Here is a 25170-nt window from a genome sequence, read left to right as displayed (position 1 = left end):
TGACATTTTTATTATAAAGTGTTTTCTATTTTTTACAAAATGTAGGTATATCCCCATACTTTCCGCATTTGTCCTACATACAGTGTATTGTTACGTTTTTAAAGAGAAAAGGAGGATGGATAAAATGTATGGTCGTCCAATTGGTGGTTTCGGTCACGGAGGTTTTCATGGTGGTTTTGGACATACACCATTTTTTGGTGGAGGTTTCTTCCCAGGTTTTGTAGCAGGTGCATTACTCAGCCCTGGGTTTGGTTATGGCGGATATGGTTATCCGTATTACTCGGATTATTCTTATTATACAGGTTACCAACAAGATCCGTATTATTCATACAATACCTATTAAGATGAGAAGATGGAAAAGGAGAGGGAAAATATGAATTATATAGAAAATAACGGATTGTATTATCGTAATCATCATCCTCATGGGGGGCACAACCATAACGGTGGACATCACCACCATGGAGGGCATAATCACTATGATCATCACCACCATCACGGAGGCGGATGGGGCTGGGGTGGCGGCTCATGGGGCGGTGGATTCTTTCCTGGAAGTTTTGCTGGAGGTGTGTTAGGTGGGCTTACGGCTGGCGCATTAACGGGTGCAGCAAGTGGAGGCTACTATCCAGCACCGTACCCAGTAACATATCCGGCACCATACCCAGCACCATACCCAACGCCATATCCGGGTTATCAGCAAATATCATATCCGTATTAAACTAAAAAAGAGGCTTTCCTCTTTTTTTAGTTTAATAAAGTAATTATTTATAAAATATTTCCAAAATAAAGGTGTAAATATGTTAATATTTTATTATTGTAATTCGGAAACGTATATACTAATTTTAATTTTTATATTATTATCCGTGAATAGTTGTATAGTGTGCTCGAACTTCTATTTCGCTAGTAAAGTAAAGAGGGTTAGATGTGAGCGGGATTAATAGGAAACAGTGGTTGTATAGAGCTAGTTATAAAGGAATGTAAGAGAATGAATAAGGTATAATAAAGTAAGATCAATATAGCGATAAGAAACTACTATTTATAATTGAAACGGTATTATATTGCTTTTTATTACAAATAATATTATGTTATTTTAATCGGCATATTTCAAAATATGATGAATGCAAATAGCTATTATTAAGAAATGAAATATCTCTATTTCTATGAAGAGAAACAAGTTGTGTTTTAGTCAGATAGGAAGCAAGGAGAGATGCGCATGCTAGAACAAAGAGGTCATGCATTATATGACTCTTCATTGCGAGATTTAAAGTTAGCATTAGATGAGTCTTCAATTGTTGCGATTACAGACCGAAAGGGTCTTATTACATATGTAAATGATAAGTTTTGTGAAATCTCCAAATATACACGAGAAGAGTTAATAGGGAAAGATCACCGTATTTTAAATTCAGGATATCACCCGAAAACATTTTTTCAAATTCTATGGAAGCGCATTTTGAGCGGAAAAGTATGGAGAGGTGAGATTCGAAATCAAGCAAAAGATGGTACATATTATTGGGTTAAAACAACAATTGTTCCATTTTTAAATGAAAAAGGAGAGCCATATCAATTTATTGCGATCCGAAATGATATTAGTAGTAGGAAAGAAGCAGAACGGAGGTTGCGGGTAAGCGAAAGTCGTTATAGGGAGCTTGCGTATCATGATGCTTTAACGAGTTTACCGAACCGATTGCAGTTAATAACGACTGTAAACGAGATGATTGCAGACAAAAAAGAATTTGGTATGATTTACTTTGATTTGGATCGTTTTAAATTAGTAAACGATACGCTAGGTCATATGATAGGAGATCTACTTTTAAGCGAAGTTGCTTCACGGTTGCATTATGTGCTAGGAGAGAAAGATGTTCTGGCTAGGCTGGGTGGCGACGAATTTGTGCTGTTAACAAAAAATCATACACAAGATGAGATGAGGCAGTTAGCGACATCTGTGTTGTCATGCTTTCAGGCACCATTCATGCTTGAAGGTCATGAAGTATACATTTCAGCTAGTCTAGGACTGTGCTCATATCCGCAAGACGGACAAGATGTAGAAACACTATTGAAAAATTCGGATTTAGCCATGTACAGTGCGAAAGAACAAGGTAGAAATGCCGCGTGTTTCTTTACAGATGAGTTACGTGCGAAAATAAATCGTAGAATGAAAATTGAATTCGCTTTGCAAAAGGCAATTCGTGATGAAGAATTAGATGTGGTACTGCAGCCTATTATTGATTTGAAAACGAAGAAATATACTGGTATTGAAGCTTTAGCACGTTGTTCGACAGAAGAAGGGCCTATTTCGCCAGGCGAATTTATTCCAGTAGCTGAAGAATCTGGACTTATTATAAAATTAGGAGACTGGGTATTAGAAAAGTCATGTCGCTTGTTTAAAACATTGCCAGATTACGAAGAAGGACTAAGGTTATCTGTTAATTTATCCATACAACAATTAATGCAAAAGCGTTTTATTTTATCTGTACGTAGCATTTTAAGGAGAACTGGCTTTCCACCGAATCGTTTAATTTTGGAAGTAACGGAAAGTATCGCTGTTCGCCATTTTGATTATATTATTGCTACATTACAAGAATTAAGAAATATGGGTATTTTAATTGCTTTAGATGACTTTGGAACGGGTTATTCTTCCTTATACTATTTAAAGCAACTGCCACTGGATATAGTGAAAATTGATCGTAACTTTATTCGTGAATTTCATTATGATCAAGCACAGCCAGAGCGAACGATTGTAAAATCTGTTATTGAAATTGCCCATAGCTTAAATTTAGCAGTAGTTGCTGAAGGGGTAGAAACAGTAGAGCAAGAAAGTTTATTACAATCTATGGGCTGTGATTACGTACAAGGATTTTATTATGCGAGACCTTTATCTATAGGAGAGTTAAAAGAAAAGTTAATTACAGATTTTTAATAAAAAAGAGAAGCCAGTAGCTTCTCTTTTTTTAATTCATTTTTTTTGAGTCTTTCATTAATACTGGATAAAGAATAAGACCTAATACAAACAATCCGATTCCTAAGAAGAACGTTTTTAAATCAGCAGTTCCTGTTTTGATAACCCAAATAGAGTAGACAAATGCTAGTGTAGTAATGATTCCATCCTTTATTCGAGAGCCAGGCATTATATCATACGTTTCTCCTGTAATAACCAATTTGAATTGGTACAGCGTGGAAACAAGGTATGGGATTAAATAAGCTAATGTTGCTACAACGATAGCGAAATTATAGGCTTCTGACACAGTGCCAGAAATCGTTGAGAATAAGAAAATTTGCGTCATCACATTTGTAATAAATAATGATTTTGAAGGACTACCTTTTTTATTTGTTTTCGCGAAAAACTTAGGGAAAAGTCCATTCTTGGCTGCCTGGTAAGGTACTTCTGAACTAACAACGATCCAGCCAACGGTAGATCCAAATAAAGATACAAGTGCAAGTAAAGCCATGATATAGGCACCTTTATTGCCAATTGCTAAATTTAATGCGTCTACTAATGGTTTTTGAGACTCTTTTAAAGCATCTTGTGGAAGAGCTCCCATTGTAAGTAAAGTAATTGACATGTAAATAAGAAGAGCGATAATTAATCCAAAAATGGTAGCTTTTTTTACATCGCGCTGAGATTTAGCACGGTTAGAAAGCATTACAGCAGATTCAATACCGATAAATGCCCAAAGTGTTGCGATAGCAGCTGAATTGATTTGTCCACCTAACGAAATTGATTGTCCTGCCTCATTCATAAATGTTTGACCGTCTCCAAAATTAGAGGCATTGAAAATGAATAATGTGATTACAATAAACATTGTAAATCCGATAATTTTTGCAATGGTAGCAAGAAGATTCATATTTCCAGCTCGATCAATATTTTGAGAAAGAATATATTGAATTCCCCATAGCATAAGGCTACATACGAGGAAAGTTAGTCCTTTTCCGAGTTCTAGTGAAAATCCGTTGAGTGAAAAGAGAATTTGCTTACTTTGTAAAACTGGAAAGAATGTTGATAAATATCCAGCAAAGGAAATAATAACAGATGCCGTTGCAGCCCAGTTCGCAGCCCAATATCCCCATGCCATACTATATCCTGCAACTTTCCCTGCTTTTTTTGAAGGAAACATCGCTTGAGCGTAACTTTGTGGTCCTACTTTTAATTCTGGTTTCCGAATTGCTAAATTTCCAAATACGAGTGCAATCATAAATACGCCAAGACCTGTAATACTCCATGCGAGTGTAGAACCCATTGGACCTGATACTTGTGCTAAATTTGATGGGAGCATAAATACGCCACCGCCAACCATATTTCCGATCACAAAAGCTGTTAAAATCCATAATCCCCATTTTTTCGTTTCCATTTTTGTTAACTCCTTTGTAGTAAGTTTTGCTTAAACATCATTTTTTACTAGCTTTTTGGCAATAAAAAAAGAGCCATGTAGATAAAAAATACCTACATGGCTCTTTGCCTCACGTAGGTACAACGGGAATAACCCTTGTACCTACGCGTAATTTTTCCGCTAGGTTTCAAGGGTTACGTATGATGATGATGTTTTTGTGCAAATGTAACTACAGTTGTATAAGTAAGCATAGTTCTTTGCTCCCTTTCTCCTCTGATTTTGAAGTTAGTATACTACATGTTTTTTTGAATGAAAAGAAAAATATAAAAATTTTTATAAAAATACGTTTTAGAGATTAAATATTTACCTGTATTTTTCCTATACTGGAAAATAAGTGAGAGATTGGCAGAAGAGTGTAGCATGGTATAATACATATAGAATTAGAAGGTGACAAGGGGCTATTGTAGATGATGAGTAAGTATGAACAAATTTATACAGAAATCAGTAAGTCTATTGATAATAAACAATTAAAAGAGGGGTGCAAAATCCCATCAGAAACAGAATTAATGAAGCAATATGAAGCAAGTCGAGGTACGGTCAGAAAAGCAGTAGATTTATTGCAAGAGCGTGGATATGTTCAAAAAATACATGGAAAAGGTGTTTTTGTTTTAAAGCGAAAAAACATTGAATTCAACTTTGGTGGTATTGTAAGTTTCCAAGAAGAAAATGAACGTTTAGGACGCCATTGTATTACAAAAGTCGTGGAAATAGAGAAAGTAAAAGCGACAAAAGAGGTTGCAAAGCTATTAAATGTGAAAGAGAAAACAGAAATAGATCATATTAAGCGCGTACGAAATATTGATGGAGAAAAAGTAATTTTGGATATCAATCATTTTGTATCGGAATATATTCCTGGATTAACGAGTGAAATTGCAGCGGAGTCCATTTATAAATACATTGAGAAAGAACTAGGGCTTCATATTAGTTACTCACAAAGGGTAATTGAAGTGCAGCCATGTACAGAGGACGATAGAAAGTATTTAGATTTAAATGGAACAGACTATGTTGTTGTTGTGAAAAACTTTACGCATTTCTATGATGGAAGTCAGTTCGAATATACAGAATCACGCCACCGCTTAGATATTTTTCATTTTTCGGATGTGGCGCGGAGAAAATAAGGAGATGGAACGAAATAACGTTTCATCTCTTTTTTTATAAAAAAATCACAAACTCGTATATACGAGTGTTGACTAACTTATATATACGAGTTAATATGTAATTGTAAACGGTATCAAATAAAGAAAAGAGGGACGGGAATATGGGGAAAGACTATCGTAAAACAGCAGAGGAAGTGTTGCAGTATATTGGTGGGAAAGACAATATTGAACAAGCTGCGCACTGTGTAACGAGGCTCCGTATCGCTTTAAAAGATGAAAGTAAAATAGATAATGATAAATTACAGTCTGTTTCATTAGTGAAAGGAGCGTTTCATAACGCTGGGATATTTCAAGTTGTAATTGGCCCTGGGGACGTAGATCGTGTATACGCTGAATTGATAACGCTTGCAGGTATGAAGGAAGCGACAGTAGCTGACGTGAAAGACTCTGGAAACCAAAAGTTAAATCCAGCTCAAAAGTTTGTAAAAGTATTTTCAGATGTATTTATGCCGATATTACCAGCGATCGTAACAGCTGGTTTACTAATGGGGATTAATAATCTATTAGGGGCAAAGGACTTATTTTTTGAAGGTAAAAATTTATTAGATGTGTATCCAAACTTAGGTGGGCTTTGGGATTTAATTAATATGATGGCGAATACAGCATTCGTATTCTTACCAGCACTTGTCGGTTGGTCAGCAACGAGGCGTTTTGGTGGTAGTCCGATATTAGGGATCGTTATGGGATTAATGCTTGTTCATCCGGCCTTATTAAACGCGTGGGATTATGGAAAAGCCGCGACTGGTTTAGAGGGACAAAAGATTGAGTACTTCGATATTTTAGGATTATTTCAAATTGAAAAGGTAGGGTATCAAGGTCAAATCTTACCGGTTTTAGTAGCAGCATTTGTATTAAGTAAAGTGGAAATTTTCTTAAAGAAACATGTGCCAAATGCAATTCAATTATTAGTTGTACCAATTACAACGATTGTTGTAACAGGTGTGTTAGCATTAGGGATTATTGGTCCGGTTACACGTCATATTGGAGATTTATTAACAGTTGGATTAGTAGGTATATATGAAACAGTACCAGTAGTTGGAGCGGTATTGTTTGGAGCATTATATGCACCGCTCGTAATTACAGGTATGCATCATATGTTTATTGCAATTGACTTACAATTAATTGCACAGCACGGTGGTACATTCATTTGGCCAATGATTGCTCTTTCTAACATTGCGCAAGGTAGTGCGGCACTTGCGATGTTCTGGATTTCTAAAAATCAAAATGATAAAAGTATGGCATCGACATCAGCAATTTCAGCATATTTCGGTATTACAGAGCCAGCTATGTTTGGTGTAAACTTACGAAATAAATTCCCGTTCTATGCAGCGATTATAGGATCGGCTGTGGCAGCGATATTCATTACGTTAAATGGTGTATTAGCACCTGCTATCGGAATTGGTGGATTACCAGCATTTATTTCTATCATTCCGAAATCGATTCCGATATTTATTGTAGGAATGATTATCGCAGTTGTAATCCCATTTACGTTAACATGGTTATTTGCAAAACGAGTAAAACAGAAGTAGGAGGAAGTTAAACATGAAGGATTGGCATAAAAGTGTAGTTTATCAAATTTATCCGAAGAGCTTTAATAGCTATTACAATAAAGAAACCGGTGATATAAAAGGGGTTACAGAGAAACTAGATTACTTAAAAGAACTCGGAGTAGATTATATTTGGTTAACACCGATATACCAATCACCACAAAATGATAATGGATACGATGTAAGTGATTACTACAGCATTGATCCATCTTACGGAACGATGGAAGAGTTTGAAGAGCTTTTAGAAGAAGCAAAGGCACGTAATATTGAAATTATGCTTGATATCGTTGTCAATCATAGTTCGACGGAGCATAAGTGGTTTAAAGAAGCGAAGGAAGATAAAAATAGTCCATATCGTAATTACTATATTTGGCGTGATGAAAAAAATAATTGGCAATCTAAGTTTGGCGGGTCTGCTTGGAAATATGATGAGAAGACAGAGCAATATTATTTACATTTATTTGATGAAACACAAGCTGATTTAAATTGGGAAAATGAAAAACTTCGTGAAGAAGTATATGATATGATGCGTTTTTGGCTTGATAAAGGGGTAACTGGATTCCGATTAGATGTTATTAATTTAATTTCAAAAGATCAACAGTTCTTAAATGATGACGGAAGTACGGCGACAAGTGATGGGCGTAAATATTATACAGATGGCCCGCGCGTTCATGAATATTTACAAGAGATGAACCGAAATGTTTTTGAAGGGAAAGATGTAATTACAGTTGGAGAAATGTCATCTACGACAATTGATAATTGTATCAAATATTCAAACCCTGAGCGTAATGAATTAAGTATGACGTTTAGTTTCCATCATTTAAAAGTAGATTATCCGAATGGAGATAAGTGGACGCAAGCTAATTTTGATTTCATTAAATTAAAAGAGATTATGTCTAATTGGCAAATTGAAATGCAAAAGGGTCGAGGATGGAATGCGTTATTCTGGTGTAATCATGACCAACCTCGCATAGTGTCACGCTTTGGTGATGATAGAAAGTACCGAAATGAATCTGCGAAAATGTTAGCGACTGCTATGCATATGTTGCAAGGAACTCCTTACATTTATCAAGGCGAAGAAATCGGTATGACGAATCCTAAATTCGAGTCCATTGAGCAATATCGCGATGTGGAATCGTTAAATATATACGATATAAAGCGAGAAGAAGGATTATCAAAAGAAGAGATTATAGGGATTTTAAAACAAAAATCTCGTGACAACTCTCGTACTCCGATGCAGTGGAATGAAAAGGTGAACAGTGGTTTTACAACAAGTACACCTTGGATTTCAGTGGCTGAAAACTTTACAGAAATAAACGTAGAGAAGGCATTAGAAGATAAAGAGTCTGTATTTTATCATTATAAAAAGTTAATAGAACTTAGAAAAACGTATGATGTAATTACAGAAGGGGAATATGCTATTTTAGATGGAAATCATCCTAAGATTTGGGCATATACACGTACTGTAGAGAATGAAGTACTACTTGTTATCAATAACTTCTACGGAGAAGAAATAACGTATGCTGTACCAGCTCATGTTCCATTAGGTGGAATGAAACAAGAAATACTACTGTCGAATTATAAAGATTTCAGCAAGGATATTACAAAACTGAACTTAAGACCATATGAATCAATTGTCTATCGATATACGAAATAAAAAGGTTGTATGCCCGCGTGGCATACAACCTTTTATTTTAAGACACCACTATACAAAATGTTTACTTCTACTTCAGGTTTGAATTTTACTTTTGCATAATCTTTATTCCAATTTTTTTTCTTCCATAACTCAGGATGATATGCGATAAGGTGTCTGCCGATACCGAAAGCATCACAATTTGCTTTTTGTAACCTGTTCGTTATTTGTTTTGCTTCTTTTGTAAGTTGTTTAGATAATTTTTCGTTTAATTTTTTCCTTTCTTCCATTTTGTAAATATTATCTCTTGGAGCCTCAAGGGCTATAACTTTTAGTTGAAGCTTAATGTGAGCATATACATTTCCTTTTTTATCTGTCGTTATTTGTAAGTCTCGTTTTAACTTTCGATTACTAACTTCCATTGTTAAATAATCAGATGTCTTCTCTGATTCATCGCTAGTAAGTTTTTGGGTTATACGGGCACTTGTTCCCATTTTTCCGGTTAATAACACGAATAAAACAGCTTGTTTCAGGGGGAGATGTCCAGTTAATTTGTCTTTATTAAATAAAGCTAATCCATTTGTAATAACCTCTGTTCCTTTTATTTTTATAGAAGGAAGGGTGAAATCTTTACCCGGATCTAACATTTTTGTAGCAGCTGTTTCTAAAGTTTCTTTTGGAAACACACTCATATCTTCTAAGCTTCTCACTTTCTTCTTTAGGAAATCTCCAATCAGTAAATTCCCTACTTTCTTTTTTTTGAGTATCTCGGATGTGTCACCATCTACTGAAATAAGTTTTACTAAAGCAGTTGGATTTGTTGGGTCCCGAAAGCTGACATCTAAATAGGGAAGTATACCTTTTTTTTGAATTTTTGTTCCTAATAATTGAACGCCATATTTAAAATATCGAATGTTTCCAGTTACATTTTTTTTTAGGGCATCGCTTGAATCCCTTATGTTAAGTCCGATTGCAGAATGTACTTCATTCGCAAACGAAGACTGCTCGCTACTGGAACTTTTTACGATTTCAAGTGTTTGCTGAAGTTTATTCTCTTCTGTAATATCATATCCAATACTATAAGCTAATCTTGCTTCTCTTAATGGTTCTTGATCCCAACAGCCAGAAAGGAGGGAACTAGTACATAATATAAAAAGTAATTTAACTCTTTTTTTGAACATACTGTTCTCCTTTCTTCTTTCTTATTACTGAATAAAGTAGAAATAAAAGAGGGAGGACAACGATGAAAATATAGGTGAACTTATCAGTGAAAGTTGCAATTACTTTTAATTCTTCAGGTGTATCTATAAATAGGGCTACGCTAAAGGCAATAATACCAACGATTGGAACAGCTTTTTTATAATTAGCGAGGTTGAATATATGTCCAATTCCGATTGAAGCAGCATAATAATAACTAGCAATAGAAGCGACAACTGTTATCATCCATATTGGTATGAATAGTAAATCAGTTCGGTCTATAATCCCGATATGTAAGGAGCGTAATAAGTAAGCAACTGGCTCTGGAATAAGCTCAACTTGTTTTGGGCTAAATACGATAAAGCAAATCCAAACAGTAAAAGTATAAAAAAGAGTTACAAATCCATTAGCGATAGAAATTGCTTTCAGTTTTGCCACAGAACTCCCGTTTACTTTTGGGAAAGCGATAAGAATAATCTCAAAACCATACATAGCTGTAATGGTTTCTTTTGATGCTTGAATAATATTCCACCATCCGGCTTCTGTAATTGGAAAAATGTAAGAAAAATCAGCTCGTGTAAGCCCTAGGGCAATTAAAAGAGTCATTGGTAAAATGAGAATAGAAGCCATGACGTAAAACCGTACGATGACTTTGAACGTATTATAAGCTATGTAACAACAAGCTATTGTAAATAGCATGAGGGTGGCATACCAAGGAGTTGCTTGTAATATCCAAACTTTAATGACATTACAAGCATTTAACATAACCGTCATACCGATAAGGGTAAAATAAAAAACATAAGCAAAACCTAATAGTTTTCCAAACTTATTCCCAAATAGTATACAAATACTTTCATACATATCTGCATCAGGAAATCGTTTTAAGAAAAGCCACATAAGTAAAATAATAAGTTGAATTGCAAGACCAGCGATGAGAGCAGAAATCCATCCGCCACCTTTCGCTATTGGGTGAAGACGGTTTGGTAGAGAAAGTATACCAACTCCGATTTGGCATTGAATAACGAAAAAGGTAAATTGAACAAGTGAAATTTTACTTTGCGTGTTTGTCACCGTTCTCATCCTCTCTCGTTACATGTTGTCGTTGCATTTTTTTCGGTTTTGAATCATGTGGTCGTTCCCAAAACGACCAAATTGGTAGTCGTACAAAAGAGTCTTTCATATCTTTTATCCGCATCGGAGCGACAGGAGAAAGATATGGGGTATGAAATGAATGTAACTGGCATAAATGAACGAAAGTTATAATGAGACCGAATGATATTCCTACATAACCGAATATGGCAGCAAGGAGCATTAACGGAAAACGAAGAATCCGAACTGCGGAACTCATATCATTTGATGGAACAAGAAAAGATGAGATTGCAGTTAAAGCTACAACGATAATCATTGTATAAGAAACGAGACCGGCTTTTACAATTGCATCACCAATTACTAAACCACCTACAATACCGATTGTTTGTCCAACTCGGCTTGGCAAGCGAATACCAGCTTCCCGTAATAATTCAAAGATTAATTCCATTAAGAGAGCTTCAAAAATAGGAGGAAGTGGCACTTTTTCTAATGAAGCTTTAATCGTATAAACAAGTTCGAGCGGCAACACATCAGGATGAAAAGCAACTGTTGCGATATATATAGCGGGCAAGAGAAAGGCAATCAAGAAACTGACTAAGCGAATCATTCGGATGAAAGAACCGACAATCCAGCGGTTATTATAATCATCTGGTGATTGATAGAAAGCAAATAACGTAACAGGAACGATAAGTGCAGTTGGATCTCCATCAGATAAAATAGCAACTCGTCCTTCCATTAAATTTGCTGCGACTCTATCTGGACGCTCTGTATTTAATTGTTGCGGAAAGGGTGAGAAAGACGTATCCTCTATAAATTCTTGTATATATCCTGGAGGCATAAGTGCATCTGTCTTAATCGTTTCTAACCTTCTTTTTACTTCTGTAACTAGATCGTCATTAGCTATGTTTTGCATATAAGCAATGGCCACTTTCGTATGCATTTCTTCACCAAGTGTGAAATATTTAACGACGACATGTGGACTTTTTATGAGTTTACGAATAGAAGCTAAATTGGTTGCTAAATCTTCTACTAAACCAGTATGCGGTCCACGGACAATCCCTTCATTATCAGGTTCTGTTATATCTCTCTTTAAAGATAGAGCTGTTTCGAAAATACAAAAACTGTCGACGTGTTCATGAAAATATAAAGATTTACCTTGTAATAAAAGCTGCACACCATAATTTAAATTTGTTTCTTTTTTCATATTTAATGTGGAAAAAGCTTTATCTAAAGACAAATCTGACCGAGTTAATAAAGGCTCAAGAGCTAATTGATGAATTAAATTTGGGTCGGCTAAAGATTCGATATATAAGATTGTTCCTTTTCCATTTTGAAAAGGGAGATCTAATTTTTTTATATCATCAGAATGAGAAAGTTTATTTTCAATGTAATTAATGTTCTCCGGAAGTGATGGGAACATATGCTTTTTGTTATTATCTTGTTGTGAGCTCTTCTGTTCGGCCATACTTTCCATCTCCTTTACATTGAAATTATTTCTGTTAATTTTTGTTTTTTTTGAGGAAATTATGCTTGGATTATTTAGAAAAGTAGGGGGGATGGAAAGAACGTATATATTTGCGATATTAATATATATCTTTTGTACTATAAGGGGGTAAACCTAGCGGTATGCATAATTACATCATTCGATGAATAGGAAGTTTAAGAAAAGCGATTTATAATACTAGTATTGTGTCTTGCCTTTTTAGGTACAGTACACAGCCGGTGATTGGCTAGTGGAGGTTCTTCCATTTTGCCAGTGCCGGTTTTTTATTGGATAATAGAGAAAATGAAGTTTTATAAAGAAAGAAGGGGTTGTTTTGAAGGAGGTAAATTCTATCTTTATGAGAGAAAAGATTGCTAGTACTTATCTTTATTTTATTTCTTTACTTGGTTTGGTTACTATAACTATATCTTTACTTGAAATTAAAATCCCTTCTCATCCAACAATACTAATATTGTTGTTACTATTTATGGGGATTGCAGAGTATTTTCCTGTAAGATTTTGGAGAGGGACTAGCTCGCTTACCTTTCCGATCATTTATGCTATGAGTTGGCAGTTTGGAATTCATATAACTATTGTTGCTATTGTACTCATAACGCTAATTATTCACCTGCATCGTCGTTCACCGATACAAAGAATGTTATTTAATAGTACTCAGCATGCACTTAGTTTGATCTTGGCCGAATGGTTTTCAAACAAATGTATGTCCTTATTAATTAACGAGATAGATATATCAGTTCTGTATGGAAATTTAATATCTTTGTTATTATTTTGCGTGTTTTTTGGTTTTTTCAACAATCGTTTTTACGATTTGTTAATGATACTCCTTCCGCAGCCATATTCAATCTATCAGTGGTATAAAAAAACTGTAACGGTATTTCTTTGCGAAACTTTTGGTTTCTCTTATGCGGCACTGATGCACGTATTAATTGGTACATATAGTGTGGAGGTAAACGAGATTACAGTACTGTTTTTCTTTTTTCCACTTGTAGCAACTTCCGTTATTAGTTCTTTTTCTGTACGGATAAGGATGGAGAAAGAACGATTATATGAGTTATTTCTTATTACGACCGAAATTAGTCGAGGATTAACCGGAGGAAACTTGAAACATATTAAACAAGCACTTAAAGGTTTTTTTGGCATACAAGCATATGTAATATGGACAAAAGATGATGGGAACTGGAATATTCTATTAAAAGATGGGAAAGTGCGCTCTGATATATCTGATTATTCAGAAAAGTTTAGGGCTTTTGAGGAACTTTCTAAAAATCTTGTATTTAATGATTGGAAAATTGGTACAGCTCCTGGAGATGAAATATTTGATAGTGTTATACGCTCACTTGTATATTTTCCTCTTATAGTAAATGGTGAATTAGTCGGAATGTTTGTTGCAGGGAAAAGTAGAAATGCGGGTTTCTTTCCGGAAGATGTACAGTCGTTAGCTACATTTTCTAACCAATTAGCTAACGTTGTTAAAACAAGGATATTGATTTCTGAGCAGGAAAAAAGAATGATCTTAGAAGAAAGAAATAGAATCGCACGAGAAATTCACGATGGTATTGCACAAACATTAGCTGGGGTGATATTCCAGCTAGAATCCGCGCAGAAAAAATACCGTGATAAACCAATAGATATGCAGCAAGTAGTAGAGAAAAGTATAAAAGATTTAAGAGGGAGCCTAGGAGAAGTTCGCTATTCTATTTATGCTTTAAAACCATATCCGACACAACAATTAGGGCTTAAGCAGGCGATAGCAAGTAAAATAAAATCTTTAAAACAAGAATATGAACTAGATATTACATATCATGAAAGAGGTCATGCACGTGCGCTTAGTTTTTCAAAAGAAAGAGTTATTTTTGATACATTACAAGAGAGTTTGCAAAACATCGTAAAACATGCACAAGCAGAAAAGACTGATGTTTTACTCAGCTATCAAAGTGAACACGTGCTTTTAAGGGTTAAGGATAATGGAGTTGGCTTTTCACTATTTGAGTCTATGGTTAAAACGAAGAATGAGCCACATTATGGTATATTACATATGAATGAACAAGCTGACCAACTAGGGGCTACTTTACAGATTGATAGTTCTGTAGGAAAAGGGACAGAAATTACACTGTTAATTCCAGATTCACAAACAAGGGGTGCGTAAAATGATTAAAATATTAGTAGTAGATGATCATGCTTTTTTACGGGACGCAATTCGGAGCATACTAGAGGATGAATCTGATATGAAAGTGGTTGGAGAAGCTAGCTCTGGGGATGAAGTATTGGGGAAATTCGAAGAATGCGGACCAGATTGTATTTTGATGGATATTAATCTTCCAGGGAAAAATGGAATTGAAGCTACAGAGTTAGTGAAAAAAAAATATCCGAATTGCCGAGTACTTGTGTTTACAATGTATGAGCATGATGAGTATTTAATGGATGCACTTCAGGCCGGTGCTGATGGTTATTTATTGAAGGATTCATCATCGGAGCAGGTAGTAGCAGCAATTCGAATGTTATATCGAGGCGATTCAGTTATTCATCCACGTATGACTAAAAAATTGATTACATATCATCAGCAAAAAATGAAAGTAGAATCAAATGAAAATGAACTGACGGAACGTGAAAAGGAAATTCTTTTTGAATTAGTAAAAGGGCTTAGTAATAAAGAAATTGCTGAAGTTCTATATATTAGTGATAAAACAGTTAAAATTCACATCAATAAAATTTTTAAAAAACTAAATGTGAAAAGTCGATCGCAAGCAGTGATTTATGCAGTTCGAAATCAATTGGTTCCGCTAGATTAAATAAGAAATCTATCAAAGAACTATCGTGTTGCTTTATTCTGTATCACAAAGAATAAAGGACAAGATAGTTCTTTTGTACTATGTAGGCATAGAATCCTTAGAGAAAAGATACTCCTTTTGGTTAATTTTCGGAATAATCAAAATGTGTAACAATAAAAATAGAATTACATTTTAATCCTATTAATAATTCATTTCATGAAAATCTTTTGTTGAAAATAAATGATGGGGGGCTCCTATAGAAAGAGTAAAGTGAGTGAGTAGCTATATGAGGCATGGGGATGGTAGTAGTGTTGGAAATCTTTCATGATACAAAAGATTAAGATTGATAGAGTTTCCAATGCTAAGTAGGAATGTAAGAATCAATTTGTTTCAAAAAATAATATTAATAATGGGGAGATGCAATATGAAACGAGGGAAATTTGGAAAGATTCTTATTGGAACGTTAACAGTTGGAATGTTATTGTCTCAAGGAATTCCATATAACGTATTAGCGGAAGAGGTAAATACGTCTACTTTAACTGGAATTGATGATGCAAATGCTATCTTAAAAGGCCTTACAAAGGAACAACGTAATGCCTTAAAAACGTTAGATACTAAACCAGGTTTTGTTATTTCGCCAGGTATCAATACAGCAAGTCCTAATAATGTGAATGTGATTATAGAATTTAAGCAAGCACCTAGCAAAATTGAGGTATTAAAACAAGCGGCTAAAGGGAAAAAGGTAGCTCTTTCAAATGCGGAACAAAAGGTAGAGGCATCACATAAAGGATTTAAAGCAGAGCTTGAACAGCTTCAAAAGAATAAAGAGAAAGGGACCAATTTAAAATCTGCAAAAATAACAAGAGAATATAAGAATGCTTTTAATGGTGTAGCGATTTCTTTACCAGCGAATATGATTGAAGACTTAGTTCGTACTGGTATCGTTAAGCGCGTATGGGAAGATCATGAGGTTAAAATTGATTTACCGAAAGACACAGCTAAGACTGCTGTTGAACCAAAAATGGCAGATAGTGTACCACAAATTGGTGTGGACAAGCTGCACGATGAAAAAATAACAGGTAAAGGAATTAAGGTAGGTGTACTGGACACCGGTATTGATTACAACCACCCGGATTTGAAAGATGCATATAAAGGATATCGTGCAAAACAAGGTGAGGATCCAAGCAAAATAGATCCAAACTCAATAAAAGGATGGGACTTTGTTAATAATGATGCTGATCCAATGGAGACAACGTATAAGGATTGGCAAAATTCTGGGGGATATCCTGAGATTTATGATGGAAGTGCATATTATACATCCCATGGTACGCATGTAGCTGGGACAATTGCTGCAGACAAACAGAATAGTGTGGATTATGCAGTGAAGGGCGTTGCTCCAGATGTAGATTTATATTCATATCGCGTATTAGGTCCATATGGAAGTGGACAAACAAGCGGTATTCTTGCTGCAATTGATAAAGCAGTGAAAGACGATATGGATGTTATCAATTTATCACTAGGAGCATCTATTAATGATCCTTTATATCCTACCTCTGTCGCAGTGAACAATGCGATGTTAGCTGGTGTTGTTACAGTAGTAGCAGCAGGTAATAGTGGTCCGGGAGAAGGTACCATTGGATCACCTAGTGCAGCAGCACTTCCAATTACAGTTGGAGCAAGTGACGCTGCAATGACTATCCCAACGTTTTCCGCCGATGCAGGTGATGTACATGTAGATAAAATGATGCTACTTGGAAAAGGCTTTACTGATAAGATTGAAGATTTGAAAGGGCAATCCTTATCGGTTGTATATGCAGGGCTTGGGAAAACAGATGATTTTACAGGGAAAGATGTAAAAGGAAAGTTAGCTCTTATTCAACGCGGTGAGCTTACATTTGATGAAAAAATTAAAAATGCTAAGGAAGCAGGCGCAAAGGCGGTAATTGTATACAACAATGTAGATGGAGAAATTACAAGTTATCTTGGGGAAAGTACTTCATCTATTCCATCGTTCCGCTTAACAAAAGTAGATGGTGAGAAATTGCAAGCAAAAGCTGTACATGGAGATGTGTCGTTAGCATTTGGAGAACTTAGTAATATAAAAACAGAGGGAGATCACTTAGCTGATTTCAGCTCCCGTGGTCCTGCAACTAAGACAGATGATATTAAGCCGGATATTGTAGCACCAGGTGTGTCTATTTTCTCAACTGTTCCTGAATATATTAATGATCCAAAAGATGGAGAAAATTATCCGGTAGCGTATGGACGTATGTCAGGTACATCTATGGCAACTCCTCATACTGCAGGAGTAGCGGCACTTATTTTACAAGAACATCCAAACTATAGTCCATTTGAAGTAAAAGAAGCACTTATGAATACCGCAGTTGACCTAAAAGAAGAGCGTTCTGTATTTGAGGTGGGCTCAGGACGAATTGATGCATATCGTGCAGTTCATGCAGATACATCTATCGAGGTTATCGATAAAACATCAAATGTTGTAGATGATGAAGAAGTAGAAATTGAAGAAAAAACAGGTTCTATTGCGTTTGGGTATAAAAATCAAATTGAAAATGGGCCTATTAAAGATAGTCGAAAAGTCTCAATTAAGAACAGCAGTAAAACAGATGGGAAAGAATTTAAATTAGAGGTAGAATTTTCACCTACAAGTGTAGGGGTACAAGATGCAGCAAAGAATGGTGTGAAGCTAAACGTACCAGATTCTATTAAAGTAGCTCCTGGTACATCAGAGGAAATTAGCCCTGAAATTATCATTCCAGAAAACGCTGAATTTGGTAGATATGAGGGATATATTCATATTTCAAATAAAAACAATGAAAAAGAAGTATATCAAGTACCATTTGCAGTTAAATTCACAGAAAAAGGGATTGCGTCTGTAGATTTACTGAGAGATGCAATGGCAACAGATACATCTAAATTCCATCCATTTATGGAAAGACCAAGTTCGCCGTTGGCATTTAAATTAAATAGCCCTCTTGAAACTATTGATGCAGTTGTGAAGGACCGAAAGACAGGGAAGGCATTAGGAGTCGTTGGTACACTTAATGCAAGTAGTCTAACACCGAATGTTGAATATATGATGTTTTCTGGTATGGGAGGGTATGTATTTCCATTCACAGGGGATCCAGCTCACCCAATTGGGGATAAACCTGTTATGTTGCCTGATGGAGATTACGAATTGGACTTCGTTGGATATGATAAAGAAGGAAAATCGTATACAAAAGGCGATAGCATAATCATTGATAATGTAATACCTGAAATGAGATTTAAGGATGTACAACCTGGTATACACGAAGTCAATGATTCCATGTTTAAAGAAGAAGACGGCCAACGTGCATTATGGGTGCATGGTAATATTTATGATTCTACAGTAGATACATTAAAGGCAAAAGGCTTGCAGTATGATCAAAAAGCGAATCAAATCGTATATTATCAAAACTCAGCCTTCCCATCAGGTTGGTTAAATACAATTCAAGCAAATGGTGATTTTAAATTTGGAGTACTTCCAGAGGAAATAAATGAGCCGTTAAATTTAAAATTATTTGGATATGACCTTGCCACTGCAGGGAATATGGCAACTGGATATAAAGATTATGTCTTTGTAAAAGAAGGGACAGAATACGCTGTTCCAAGTTATGACAAAGATAAAATCAAATTAGGAGAGAAAATTACTTTAACTTTGAATCTCAATAATGTAAAACAGCTTATGTCAGGTACATTTGAAATTCCTTATTACAAGCAGTTCTTTAAATTTACAGATGTGAAACCAAATCCAGCACTTACGGAATATGTAAAACAACATGGACTGAACCTTAAATTAGAAGATCCGAAGGTAAGTGAAGAAGGAGCTTGGGAAAACAAGGTGAAAGTTGGCGCGTCATTGGAAGGAAAAGAATTTAAAGGATTAGATGGAGACACACCATTTTTAGATGTTACATTCGAGATGACGAGCGATGAATACTTTAATGATTTAACTGCATTTGCAGCAGATAAGTTCTCTTATACAAAAGCTGGTGCATCAGAAGGCACTGAGATTCCTGTGTTTAAAGATAAATCTTTTGCTATTGTTTCGAAACATTCAACGGTTACAGGTTATATTGGTCCGGAAGCTTTCTTAAATGAAGAGGGGTATTTAGGTAAGAAAGACTATACAAAACTAGGAGCAAAAGTGTACGCAGTTGGCAAGGATGGAAAGAAATATACAGGAACGATTAATGAAAATGGGCAATTTGAGATTCATAGTGTTCCAGTAAGCGATAAAGAATATGATATCTTCGTAGAAATGCCAGGTCATTTAAATAGTAAATTAACAACAAAAATAGGGAAAATGCAGGATGGAGAATTAGTGGGACAAAACTTTAGAGCTGACATGGATGATAACCTTGCAGGTGATGTAAACGGCGATAAAATGGTGGATATTCAAGATGCTAGAATAGCAGCTCTGTCATATGGAAAAGGAAAAGTATCTGTAAAAGATGGAGATATAAATCAAGATGGTGTTGTAGATGAAACGGATATTCGTTTTATTGAGAAAAACTTCTTGAAAAAGGGTCTAGATGCCAAAGGAAATCAGAAACCGAAAGAAAATGTAGGGCCAGTGACGTTAGATAAAATCTTACGATCTATCGGTTTAGAACCCAAAAAATAAGTGGACAAACTTCTAGGGTAAATAAAGTAATCAGGCAATGAATAGTAAATGAAATGAGATTGGCTAACGAATGACCGGTAATGATTCTTGGTAATATTACCGGTCATTTTAAAAGTAATAGTTGTTTGGGCACAAGAAGTAACTAGTTTAAAGTTAGTTTTCTTTCGTTATGGGACAAGGTAGTTGCTTAATGATTATTGTTTGTGGGATGGAAATAAGGTTTGTAGTTTGAACTTTAAAAATAGGGGGACTTGTGAAATGGGTATGAAGAAAAAACTTGGTATGGGTGTCATAACTGCAGCGCTGGGCTTATCTTTAATTGGTGGGGGAACATATGCGTATTTTAGTGATAAGGAAGTATCACAAAACACGTTTGCAGCGGGTACTTTAGATTTGAGTGTGAATCCTGAAGTTGTTATTAATGTCGACAATCTGAAACCAGGTGATGAAATGGAGCGCGGTTTTCAATTAATTAACAAAGGAACCTTAGCAATAGGAGATGTGAAACTCCTGACAGATTACAGTGTAATCGATGCAAAAGGAGATAATGGAAATGCTGATTTTGGTGATCATATCCGAGTTGATTTCTTGTGGAATTTGGATAAAAATGAAGTTCCAATTTGGTCTACTACATTATCTGAATTAAAGGTAGCTACGCAAAACGGAAGTATTCCTAATCTTGTACAAAAAGGTGTTGTAGACCGAGAAGGAAATGGACTTGCTCCTGGTGATGATGATACTTTTTATGTAATGTTCACATTTGTAGATAACGATGAAGAGCAAAATGTATTTCAAGGAGATTCATTAAAATTAAATTGGACTTTCAATTCAATGCAGACAAAAGGTGAAGAGAAATAAAAATAAATGTTATATACGAGAATCAATTGATGAAGAATTAATGAATAGAACTTTTAATAGTGTAAAGGTTGATTTAGTGAATCAACCTTTTTCTTTTTGTGAGAAAATTATGCTTGGGCTGTTTGGAAAAATAAGCTTGAAAGTTACGTTACGTCATCTTTTATACTATAGAAAATAGGGTATAGGGGATGGTATAGATGACTTTGAGGTATATGTGGGGATGGAAAGAAATCTTATATTTATTTATGTTTGTATTTATTATTGTTCCAGTAACTGTTGAATCTCTTTTTTATGACTACGCTTTAAAAATAATAGGTAACTCATTATATGCTGGAGTATTAATGGGATTTATAATGGCAGTGATCTTTACTACTGTAGTTTATCTTTTTTGTATAAAAAGATATAACCTGTCGTGGAAAGATATTGGAATTCGGAAGCTTTCATGGAAAGATTTCTTATGGACAGTTGGAGCGGTTATTTTCTTACTTGTAGTTAGTGTTGCTGTATTAATGATAATGGAGAAAGTCGGCATTTCTTTTGAAAATAGTAAAACGGAGACGGTCCAAAATGATAAATCAATATATTCATTCTGTATCGCGGTAATTGGAGCGGCCATTATATCACCGATCTATGAAGAGATTTTATATCGCGGTGTTTTTTATACATTTTTTCGTGATAGGTATGGCATGTGGGGCGGTATGTTTATAAGTTCTATCATATTTACCGTTGTCCATATTCCCACATATAACACATTACCGGTGAACTTTTTGAGTGGGGTAGTATTTGCATGGTTATATGAGAAAACAAATTCTATTTTATCAGCTATGATTGCCCACGCACTATTCAATTTCATAGCAGTACTTTTAACATTTATGTCGAATTAAGAAGATATATAGGAGGGATATATATGGAAATAGCTGTAGAACGAGTTTTTACAAAAGAGATTTTAGCAAGAGCAGCAAAGGCATTTTATGTAACAGTGGAAGAGAAGCCGCTTGGAGATTTTGAAAATTATATTTTTAAGGCGAAGGGTGATCGTGGTAAAGATTACGTATTGCGTTTAACCCATTCTTCTCATCGTTCAAAAAAAGAAGTCGAAGCTGAATTAGATTTTTTACGATATGTTGCGGAGAATGGGGCAAAGGTAGCAGGGCCTCTTTATTCAGCGTCTCAAAACCTTGTAGAAGAAATTAGAGCAGAGGATGAAACTTTCTTTTTCGCTTCTTTATTTACATATGCAAAAGGTGAGCAAGTAAAAGGGGAAGGATCGCCTTATTGGGGAGATGCTTACTTTGAAGCATGGGGAAAGGCGATTGGCCAACTGCATCGCCTAACAATGAACTACCCTAAAACAGATTATCGTGATACGTGGGAAGAAGACGAAAGTGGGATTGTTAATGAATTAGAAGATGATCAAGTGAAAAAGATTGCAGCGGTATTAATGGATGAAATAAAGGCTCTTCCCATTGAAAGAGAAACGTTCGGCCTTATGCACGGTGATATCCATCCCGGTAATTTTCATTATGATGGTAAAGAGCTAACAATCTTTGATTTTGATGATGCGGCTTATAATTACTTCATTCATGATTTGGCAATGGTTCTTTATTACTCTGTTCTTTTTACACCTTGGACAGTGGAGGAGAAGACGACATTCGCTCGTAAACAGTTACAAGTGTTAAGAAAAGGGTACGAATATGAACATAAGCTTGCGGATAGTTGGTATGAATCATTACCATTATTTTTACGTTTACGCGATATAGGTTTGTACGGGACGCTCCAGAAGAAGTTTAAAGGGAAAGATATGCCAGATCATTTCAGAGAATTAGCTGAACAACTTCATGAAAGAATTATAAAAAAAGAAGCGATTGTGAATATATAATACATTCAGTTCAAAACAAAGTATATAAAACAATATATACTTTGTTTTTTTATACAAAAATATGTTTACTTTATTAAAATAATATTGTCCTAGATTCGGTATACACTTATAATTTTATATATATTCAGAATATTCTTTATAAAGAAGGAGGGGGAATATTGGAAGCTATCGTAAATTGGATAAATAATATTGTTTGGAGTCCAGCACTTGTTTATTTATGTTTAGGAGTAGGGTTATATTTTTCCATTCGAACGAGGTTTTTACAAGTAAGGCATGTAGGAGAAATGGTGAAGCTGACATTTCAAGGAGAAAAATCAGAGGCTGGTGTTTCTTCATTCCAAGCGTTAGCACTTTCGTTATCAGGACGCGTTGGGACAGGGAATATAGCTGGGGTAGCAACAGCGGTTGCATTCGGTGGACCAGGAGCTGTATTTTGGATGTGGGCAGTAGCCTTTTTAGGAGCAGGATCAGCTTATGTGGAATCAACACTCGCGCAAATATATAAAACGAAACATCAAGGACAGTTTCGTGGTGGACCTGCTTATTACATTGAAAAAGGTTTAGGTGTGAAATGGTATGCATTAGTATTCGTTGCAGCGACAATTATTGCAACGGGGCTTTTATTGCCAGGTGTGCAAGCAAATAGTATTGCCGTAAGTTTAGAAACAGCTTTTGGAATTAACACTACCGTATCAGGGGCTTTATTAGTTGTTGTATTAGCTATTATCATCTTCGGTGGCGTAAAGCGAATCGTTAACGTTGCACAAGTTGTCGTACCGTTTATGGCAGTTGGTTATATTTTAGTAGCTTGCGTTATTGTTGCTATGAATATTGAAAAATTGCCAGAAGCATTTATGTTAATTATAAGAAGTGCTTTTGCATTAGAAGCGGCTTTCGGTGGTATTATCGGTTTAGCAATTTCTTGGGGAGTAAAACGTGGTATTTATTCCAATGAATCAGGACAAGGAACTGGACCACATGCGGCAGCAGCAGCGGAAGTATCACATCCAGCTAAACAAGGTTTAGTGCAAGCATTTTCCGTTTACATTGATACATTATTTGTTTGTTCAGCAACAGCATTTATGATGATTATTACAGGCATGTATAACGTATTTGATGCAAGCGGAAAAAACTTTATTGTAAATAAATTAAATGGTGCTCAGCCAGGACCGGGATATACACAGGCAGCGGTAGAATCTGTTTTCCCTGGATTTGGAAACGGTTTCGTTGCAATCTCGTTACTATTCTTTGCATTTACAACAATTATGGCGTATTACTACATTGCAGAAACGAATATCGCGTACTTAAATCGTGATAAAGACCGTCCTTGGCTGTCTATGGTACTAAAATTTGTATTTTTAGGAGCTGTATTCTACGGCTGTATAAAAACAGCAGCAACAGCTTGGGCTTTAGGTGATATCGGTGTAGGAATTATGGCATGGGTAAATATCATTGCGATTTTATTATTACAAAAACCTGCATTAGTTGCATTAAAGGATTATGAAAAGCAGAAAAAAGAAGGAAAAGATCCAGTATTCGACCCAGGACCATTAGGTATTAAAAATGCTGATTTCTGGGAGCATGAATACGGCAAAGATAAGAAAGAAGAAGTATCTTAATGGAATAGAAATGAAAAAGCAAAGGGGAAATCCCTTTGCTTTTTTTTATGGGGAAAATGAGGCAGGTAGTTATTTTTTTGCCTATTTTTGAATATAAAAAGAATGTACATGCTTTGTTAAGGGAAGGGGGAGTATGTTGATAGAATTTCGTAATGTAAATAAATATTATGGCAATTTTCAAGTTTTAAAAGATATTAATGTGCAAGTGAAAAAAGGTGAAGTGGTAGTAGTGGTTGGGCCTTCAGGATCAGGAAAAAGCACGTTGCTTCGGTGTATAAATCAGCTAGAGACAATTACAGATGGAGAGTTAATTGTACAAAATACGGAGGTACACAATGTCAAAACGGATATGAATGAATTACGCCGAAATATCGGGATGGTCTTTCAACATTTTTATTTATATCCACATAAAACGGTTCTTCAAAATATTACACTAGCACCTATTAAAGTAAATAAAGTTTCAAAAGAGGAAGCTGAGAAAACAGCGATGTTTTATTTAGAGAAAGTAGGAATTCCGGAGAAGGCTAGTGTATATCCGCATCAATTATCTGGAGGACAACAGCAAAGGGTAGCTATTGCTAGGGGGCTCGCAATGCAGCCGGAAATTATGCTATTCGATGAGCCTACGTCTGCTCTTGACCCGGAGATGATCGGGGAAGTACTGGATGTTATGAAAACGCTAGCTAAAGAAGGGATGACGATGGTTGTTGTCACACATGAGATGGGATTTGCGCGAGAAGTAGCAGATCGGATTTTATTTATGGATGAGGGCCAAATTATTGAGGATACAACACCAGCATCATTTTTTGCAAACCCAGAACAAGAAAGAGCTCGTTTATTTTTAAGCCGAGTGTTAAATCATTAGAGGAGG

The 25170-nt window shown here is 35.5% G+C and carries 18 protein-coding genes; 14 read left to right on the top strand and 4 right to left on the bottom strand.

Annotation, left to right across the window (positions count from 1 at the left end; translation table 11 throughout):
* Positions 1-124 precede the first annotated feature (124 nt).
* From ACUN28_RS26350 to ACUN28_RS26340, 3 genes are all read left to right on the top strand, one after another.
* Positions 125-343 (top strand): hypothetical protein, encoded by a 219-nt coding sequence (locus ACUN28_RS26350; protein WP_016089334.1) that lies wholly within the window; start codon positions 125-127, stop codon positions 341-343.
* A 30-nt stretch (positions 344-373) separates the two neighbouring features.
* The gene (locus ACUN28_RS26345) at positions 374-715 is read left to right on the top strand and encodes a hypothetical protein (protein ID WP_016089333.1); all 342 of its coding nucleotides are present in this window, start codon (positions 374-376) and stop codon (positions 713-715) included.
* Between the two features lie 495 nt (positions 716-1210).
* On the top strand, positions 1211-2914 hold the full coding sequence (locus ACUN28_RS26340; protein WP_016089332.1) for a putative bifunctional diguanylate cyclase/phosphodiesterase: 1704 nt from the start codon (positions 1211-1213) through the stop codon (positions 2912-2914).
* A gap of 31 nt (positions 2915-2945) precedes the next feature.
* On the opposite strand, the gene ACUN28_RS26335 is transcribed toward ACUN28_RS26340, so the two are convergent.
* Positions 2946-4343 (bottom strand): amino acid permease, encoded by a 1398-nt coding sequence (locus ACUN28_RS26335; RefSeq protein ID WP_016137022.1) that lies wholly within the window; start codon positions 4341-4343, stop codon positions 2946-2948.
* A 446-nt stretch (positions 4344-4789) separates the two neighbouring features.
* On the opposite strand from ACUN28_RS26335, the gene treR reads away from it, so the two are divergent.
* From treR to treC, 3 genes are all read left to right on the top strand, one after another.
* A complete protein-coding gene (treR, locus tag ACUN28_RS26330) occupies positions 4790-5500 on the top strand; it encodes a trehalose operon repressor (RefSeq protein ID WP_000987247.1) in 711 nt (236 codons plus the stop codon).
* Between the two features lie 140 nt (positions 5501-5640).
* The gene (gene treP, locus ACUN28_RS26325) at positions 5641-7068 is read left to right on the top strand and encodes a PTS system trehalose-specific EIIBC component (RefSeq protein ID WP_016137023.1); all 1428 of its coding nucleotides are present in this window, start codon (positions 5641-5643) and stop codon (positions 7066-7068) included.
* A gap of 13 nt (positions 7069-7081) precedes the next feature.
* Positions 7082-8743, top strand: a complete 1662-nt coding sequence (gene treC, locus ACUN28_RS26320; RefSeq protein WP_016089329.1) for an alpha,alpha-phosphotrehalase — start codon at positions 7082-7084, stop codon at positions 8741-8743.
* Positions 8744-8775: 32 nt separating this feature from the next.
* On the opposite strand, the gene ACUN28_RS26315 is transcribed toward treC, so the two are convergent.
* Genes ACUN28_RS26315 through gerKA form a run of 3 tightly spaced genes read right to left on the bottom strand, consistent with a single transcriptional unit; the run spans position 8776 to position 12470 of the window.
* Positions 8776-9900, bottom strand: coding sequence for a Ger(x)C family spore germination protein (locus ACUN28_RS26315; protein ID WP_016089328.1), 1125 nt, complete (start codon positions 9898-9900; stop codon positions 8776-8778).
* Positions 9881-10987: a GerAB/ArcD/ProY family transporter gene (locus ACUN28_RS26310; RefSeq protein WP_016089327.1), complete on the bottom strand. Its 1107-nt coding sequence runs from the start codon at positions 10985-10987 to the stop codon at positions 9881-9883. Before ACUN28_RS26310 ends, ACUN28_RS26315 begins: the two co-directional genes overlap by 20 nt.
* Entirely contained in the window at positions 10968-12470 is a 1503-nt protein-coding gene (gene gerKA / locus ACUN28_RS26305) for a spore germination protein GerKA (protein WP_016089326.1), read from the bottom strand. Before gerKA ends, ACUN28_RS26310 begins: the two co-directional genes overlap by 20 nt.
* A gap of 352 nt (positions 12471-12822) precedes the next feature.
* Between gerKA and ACUN28_RS26300 the strand changes: the two genes are divergently transcribed.
* The 8 genes from ACUN28_RS26300 to ACUN28_RS26265 all read left to right on the top strand — a co-directional run bounded on the left by ACUN28_RS26300 (position 12823) and on the right by ACUN28_RS26265 (position 25164).
* Complete coding sequence (locus ACUN28_RS26300; protein ID WP_016089325.1) at positions 12823-14655, top strand: GAF domain-containing sensor histidine kinase; 1833 nt, start codon at positions 12823-12825, stop codon at positions 14653-14655.
* A 1-nt stretch (position 14656) separates the two neighbouring features.
* Positions 14657-15298 carry a response regulator gene (locus ACUN28_RS26295; protein WP_016089324.1) on the top strand — a complete coding sequence of 214 codons (642 nt, stop codon included), beginning with the start codon at positions 14657-14659 and terminating at the stop codon, positions 15296-15298.
* A gap of 403 nt (positions 15299-15701) precedes the next feature.
* A complete protein-coding gene (locus tag ACUN28_RS26290) occupies positions 15702-19943 on the top strand; it encodes a S8 family serine peptidase (protein WP_016137024.1) in 4242 nt (1413 codons plus the stop codon).
* A gap of 258 nt (positions 19944-20201) precedes the next feature.
* Entirely contained in the window at positions 20202-20801 is a 600-nt protein-coding gene (locus tag ACUN28_RS26285; RefSeq protein WP_016089322.1) for a TasA family protein, read from the top strand.
* 197 nt (positions 20802-20998) lie between these two features.
* The gene (locus tag ACUN28_RS26280) at positions 20999-21685 is read left to right on the top strand and encodes a CPBP family intramembrane glutamic endopeptidase (RefSeq protein WP_016089321.1); all 687 of its coding nucleotides are present in this window, start codon (positions 20999-21001) and stop codon (positions 21683-21685) included.
* 23 nt (positions 21686-21708) lie between these two features.
* On the top strand, positions 21709-22680 hold the full coding sequence (locus tag ACUN28_RS26275; protein ID WP_016089320.1) for a phosphotransferase enzyme family protein: 972 nt from the start codon (positions 21709-21711) through the stop codon (positions 22678-22680).
* Between the two features lie 158 nt (positions 22681-22838).
* Positions 22839-24299 carry an alanine/glycine:cation symporter family protein gene (locus ACUN28_RS26270; protein ID WP_016089319.1) on the top strand — a complete coding sequence of 487 codons (1461 nt, stop codon included), beginning with the start codon at positions 22839-22841 and terminating at the stop codon, positions 24297-24299.
* Between the two features lie 136 nt (positions 24300-24435).
* Complete coding sequence (locus ACUN28_RS26265) at positions 24436-25164, top strand: amino acid ABC transporter ATP-binding protein (RefSeq protein WP_016089318.1); 729 nt, start codon at positions 24436-24438, stop codon at positions 25162-25164.
* The last annotated feature ends 6 nt before the right edge of the window (positions 25165-25170 follow it).

The sequence above is a fragment of the Bacillus sp. WC2507 genome, from assembly GCF_052656125.1.
The sequence above is the reverse complement of the archived record's forward strand: the minus strand, read 5'-3'. Positions and strand labels throughout refer to the sequence as shown.

Coding starts and splice junctions, on each gene's coding strand:
- ACUN28_RS26315 (WP_016089328.1), bottom strand. CDS start 9,900: ATGTTCAAAAAAAGAGTTAAATTACTTTTTATATTATGTACTAGTTCC.
- ACUN28_RS26335 (WP_016137022.1), bottom strand. CDS start 4,343: ATGGAAACGAAAAAATGGGGATTATGGATTTTAACAGCTTTTGTGATC.
- ACUN28_RS26350 (WP_016089334.1), top strand. CDS start 125: ATGTATGGTCGTCCAATTGGTGGTTTCGGTCACGGAGGTTTTCATGGT.
- treR (WP_000987247.1), top strand. CDS start 4,790: ATGATGAGTAAGTATGAACAAATTTATACAGAAATCAGTAAGTCTATT.
- ACUN28_RS26340 (WP_016089332.1), top strand. CDS start 1,211: ATGCTAGAACAAAGAGGTCATGCATTATATGACTCTTCATTGCGAGAT.
- ACUN28_RS26275 (WP_016089320.1), top strand. CDS start 21,709: ATGGAAATAGCTGTAGAACGAGTTTTTACAAAAGAGATTTTAGCAAGA.
- ACUN28_RS26295 (WP_016089324.1), top strand. CDS start 14,657: ATGATTAAAATATTAGTAGTAGATGATCATGCTTTTTTACGGGACGCA.
- ACUN28_RS26345 (WP_016089333.1), top strand. CDS start 374: ATGAATTATATAGAAAATAACGGATTGTATTATCGTAATCATCATCCT.
- treC (WP_016089329.1), top strand. CDS start 7,082: ATGAAGGATTGGCATAAAAGTGTAGTTTATCAAATTTATCCGAAGAGC.
- treP (WP_016137023.1), top strand. CDS start 5,641: ATGGGGAAAGACTATCGTAAAACAGCAGAGGAAGTGTTGCAGTATATT.
- ACUN28_RS26280 (WP_016089321.1), top strand. CDS start 20,999: ATGACTTTGAGGTATATGTGGGGATGGAAAGAAATCTTATATTTATTT.
- ACUN28_RS26290 (WP_016137024.1), top strand. CDS start 15,702: ATGAAACGAGGGAAATTTGGAAAGATTCTTATTGGAACGTTAACAGTT.
- gerKA (WP_016089326.1), bottom strand. CDS start 12,470: ATGGCCGAACAGAAGAGCTCACAACAAGATAATAACAAAAAGCATATG.
- ACUN28_RS26285 (WP_016089322.1), top strand. CDS start 20,202: ATGGGTATGAAGAAAAAACTTGGTATGGGTGTCATAACTGCAGCGCTG.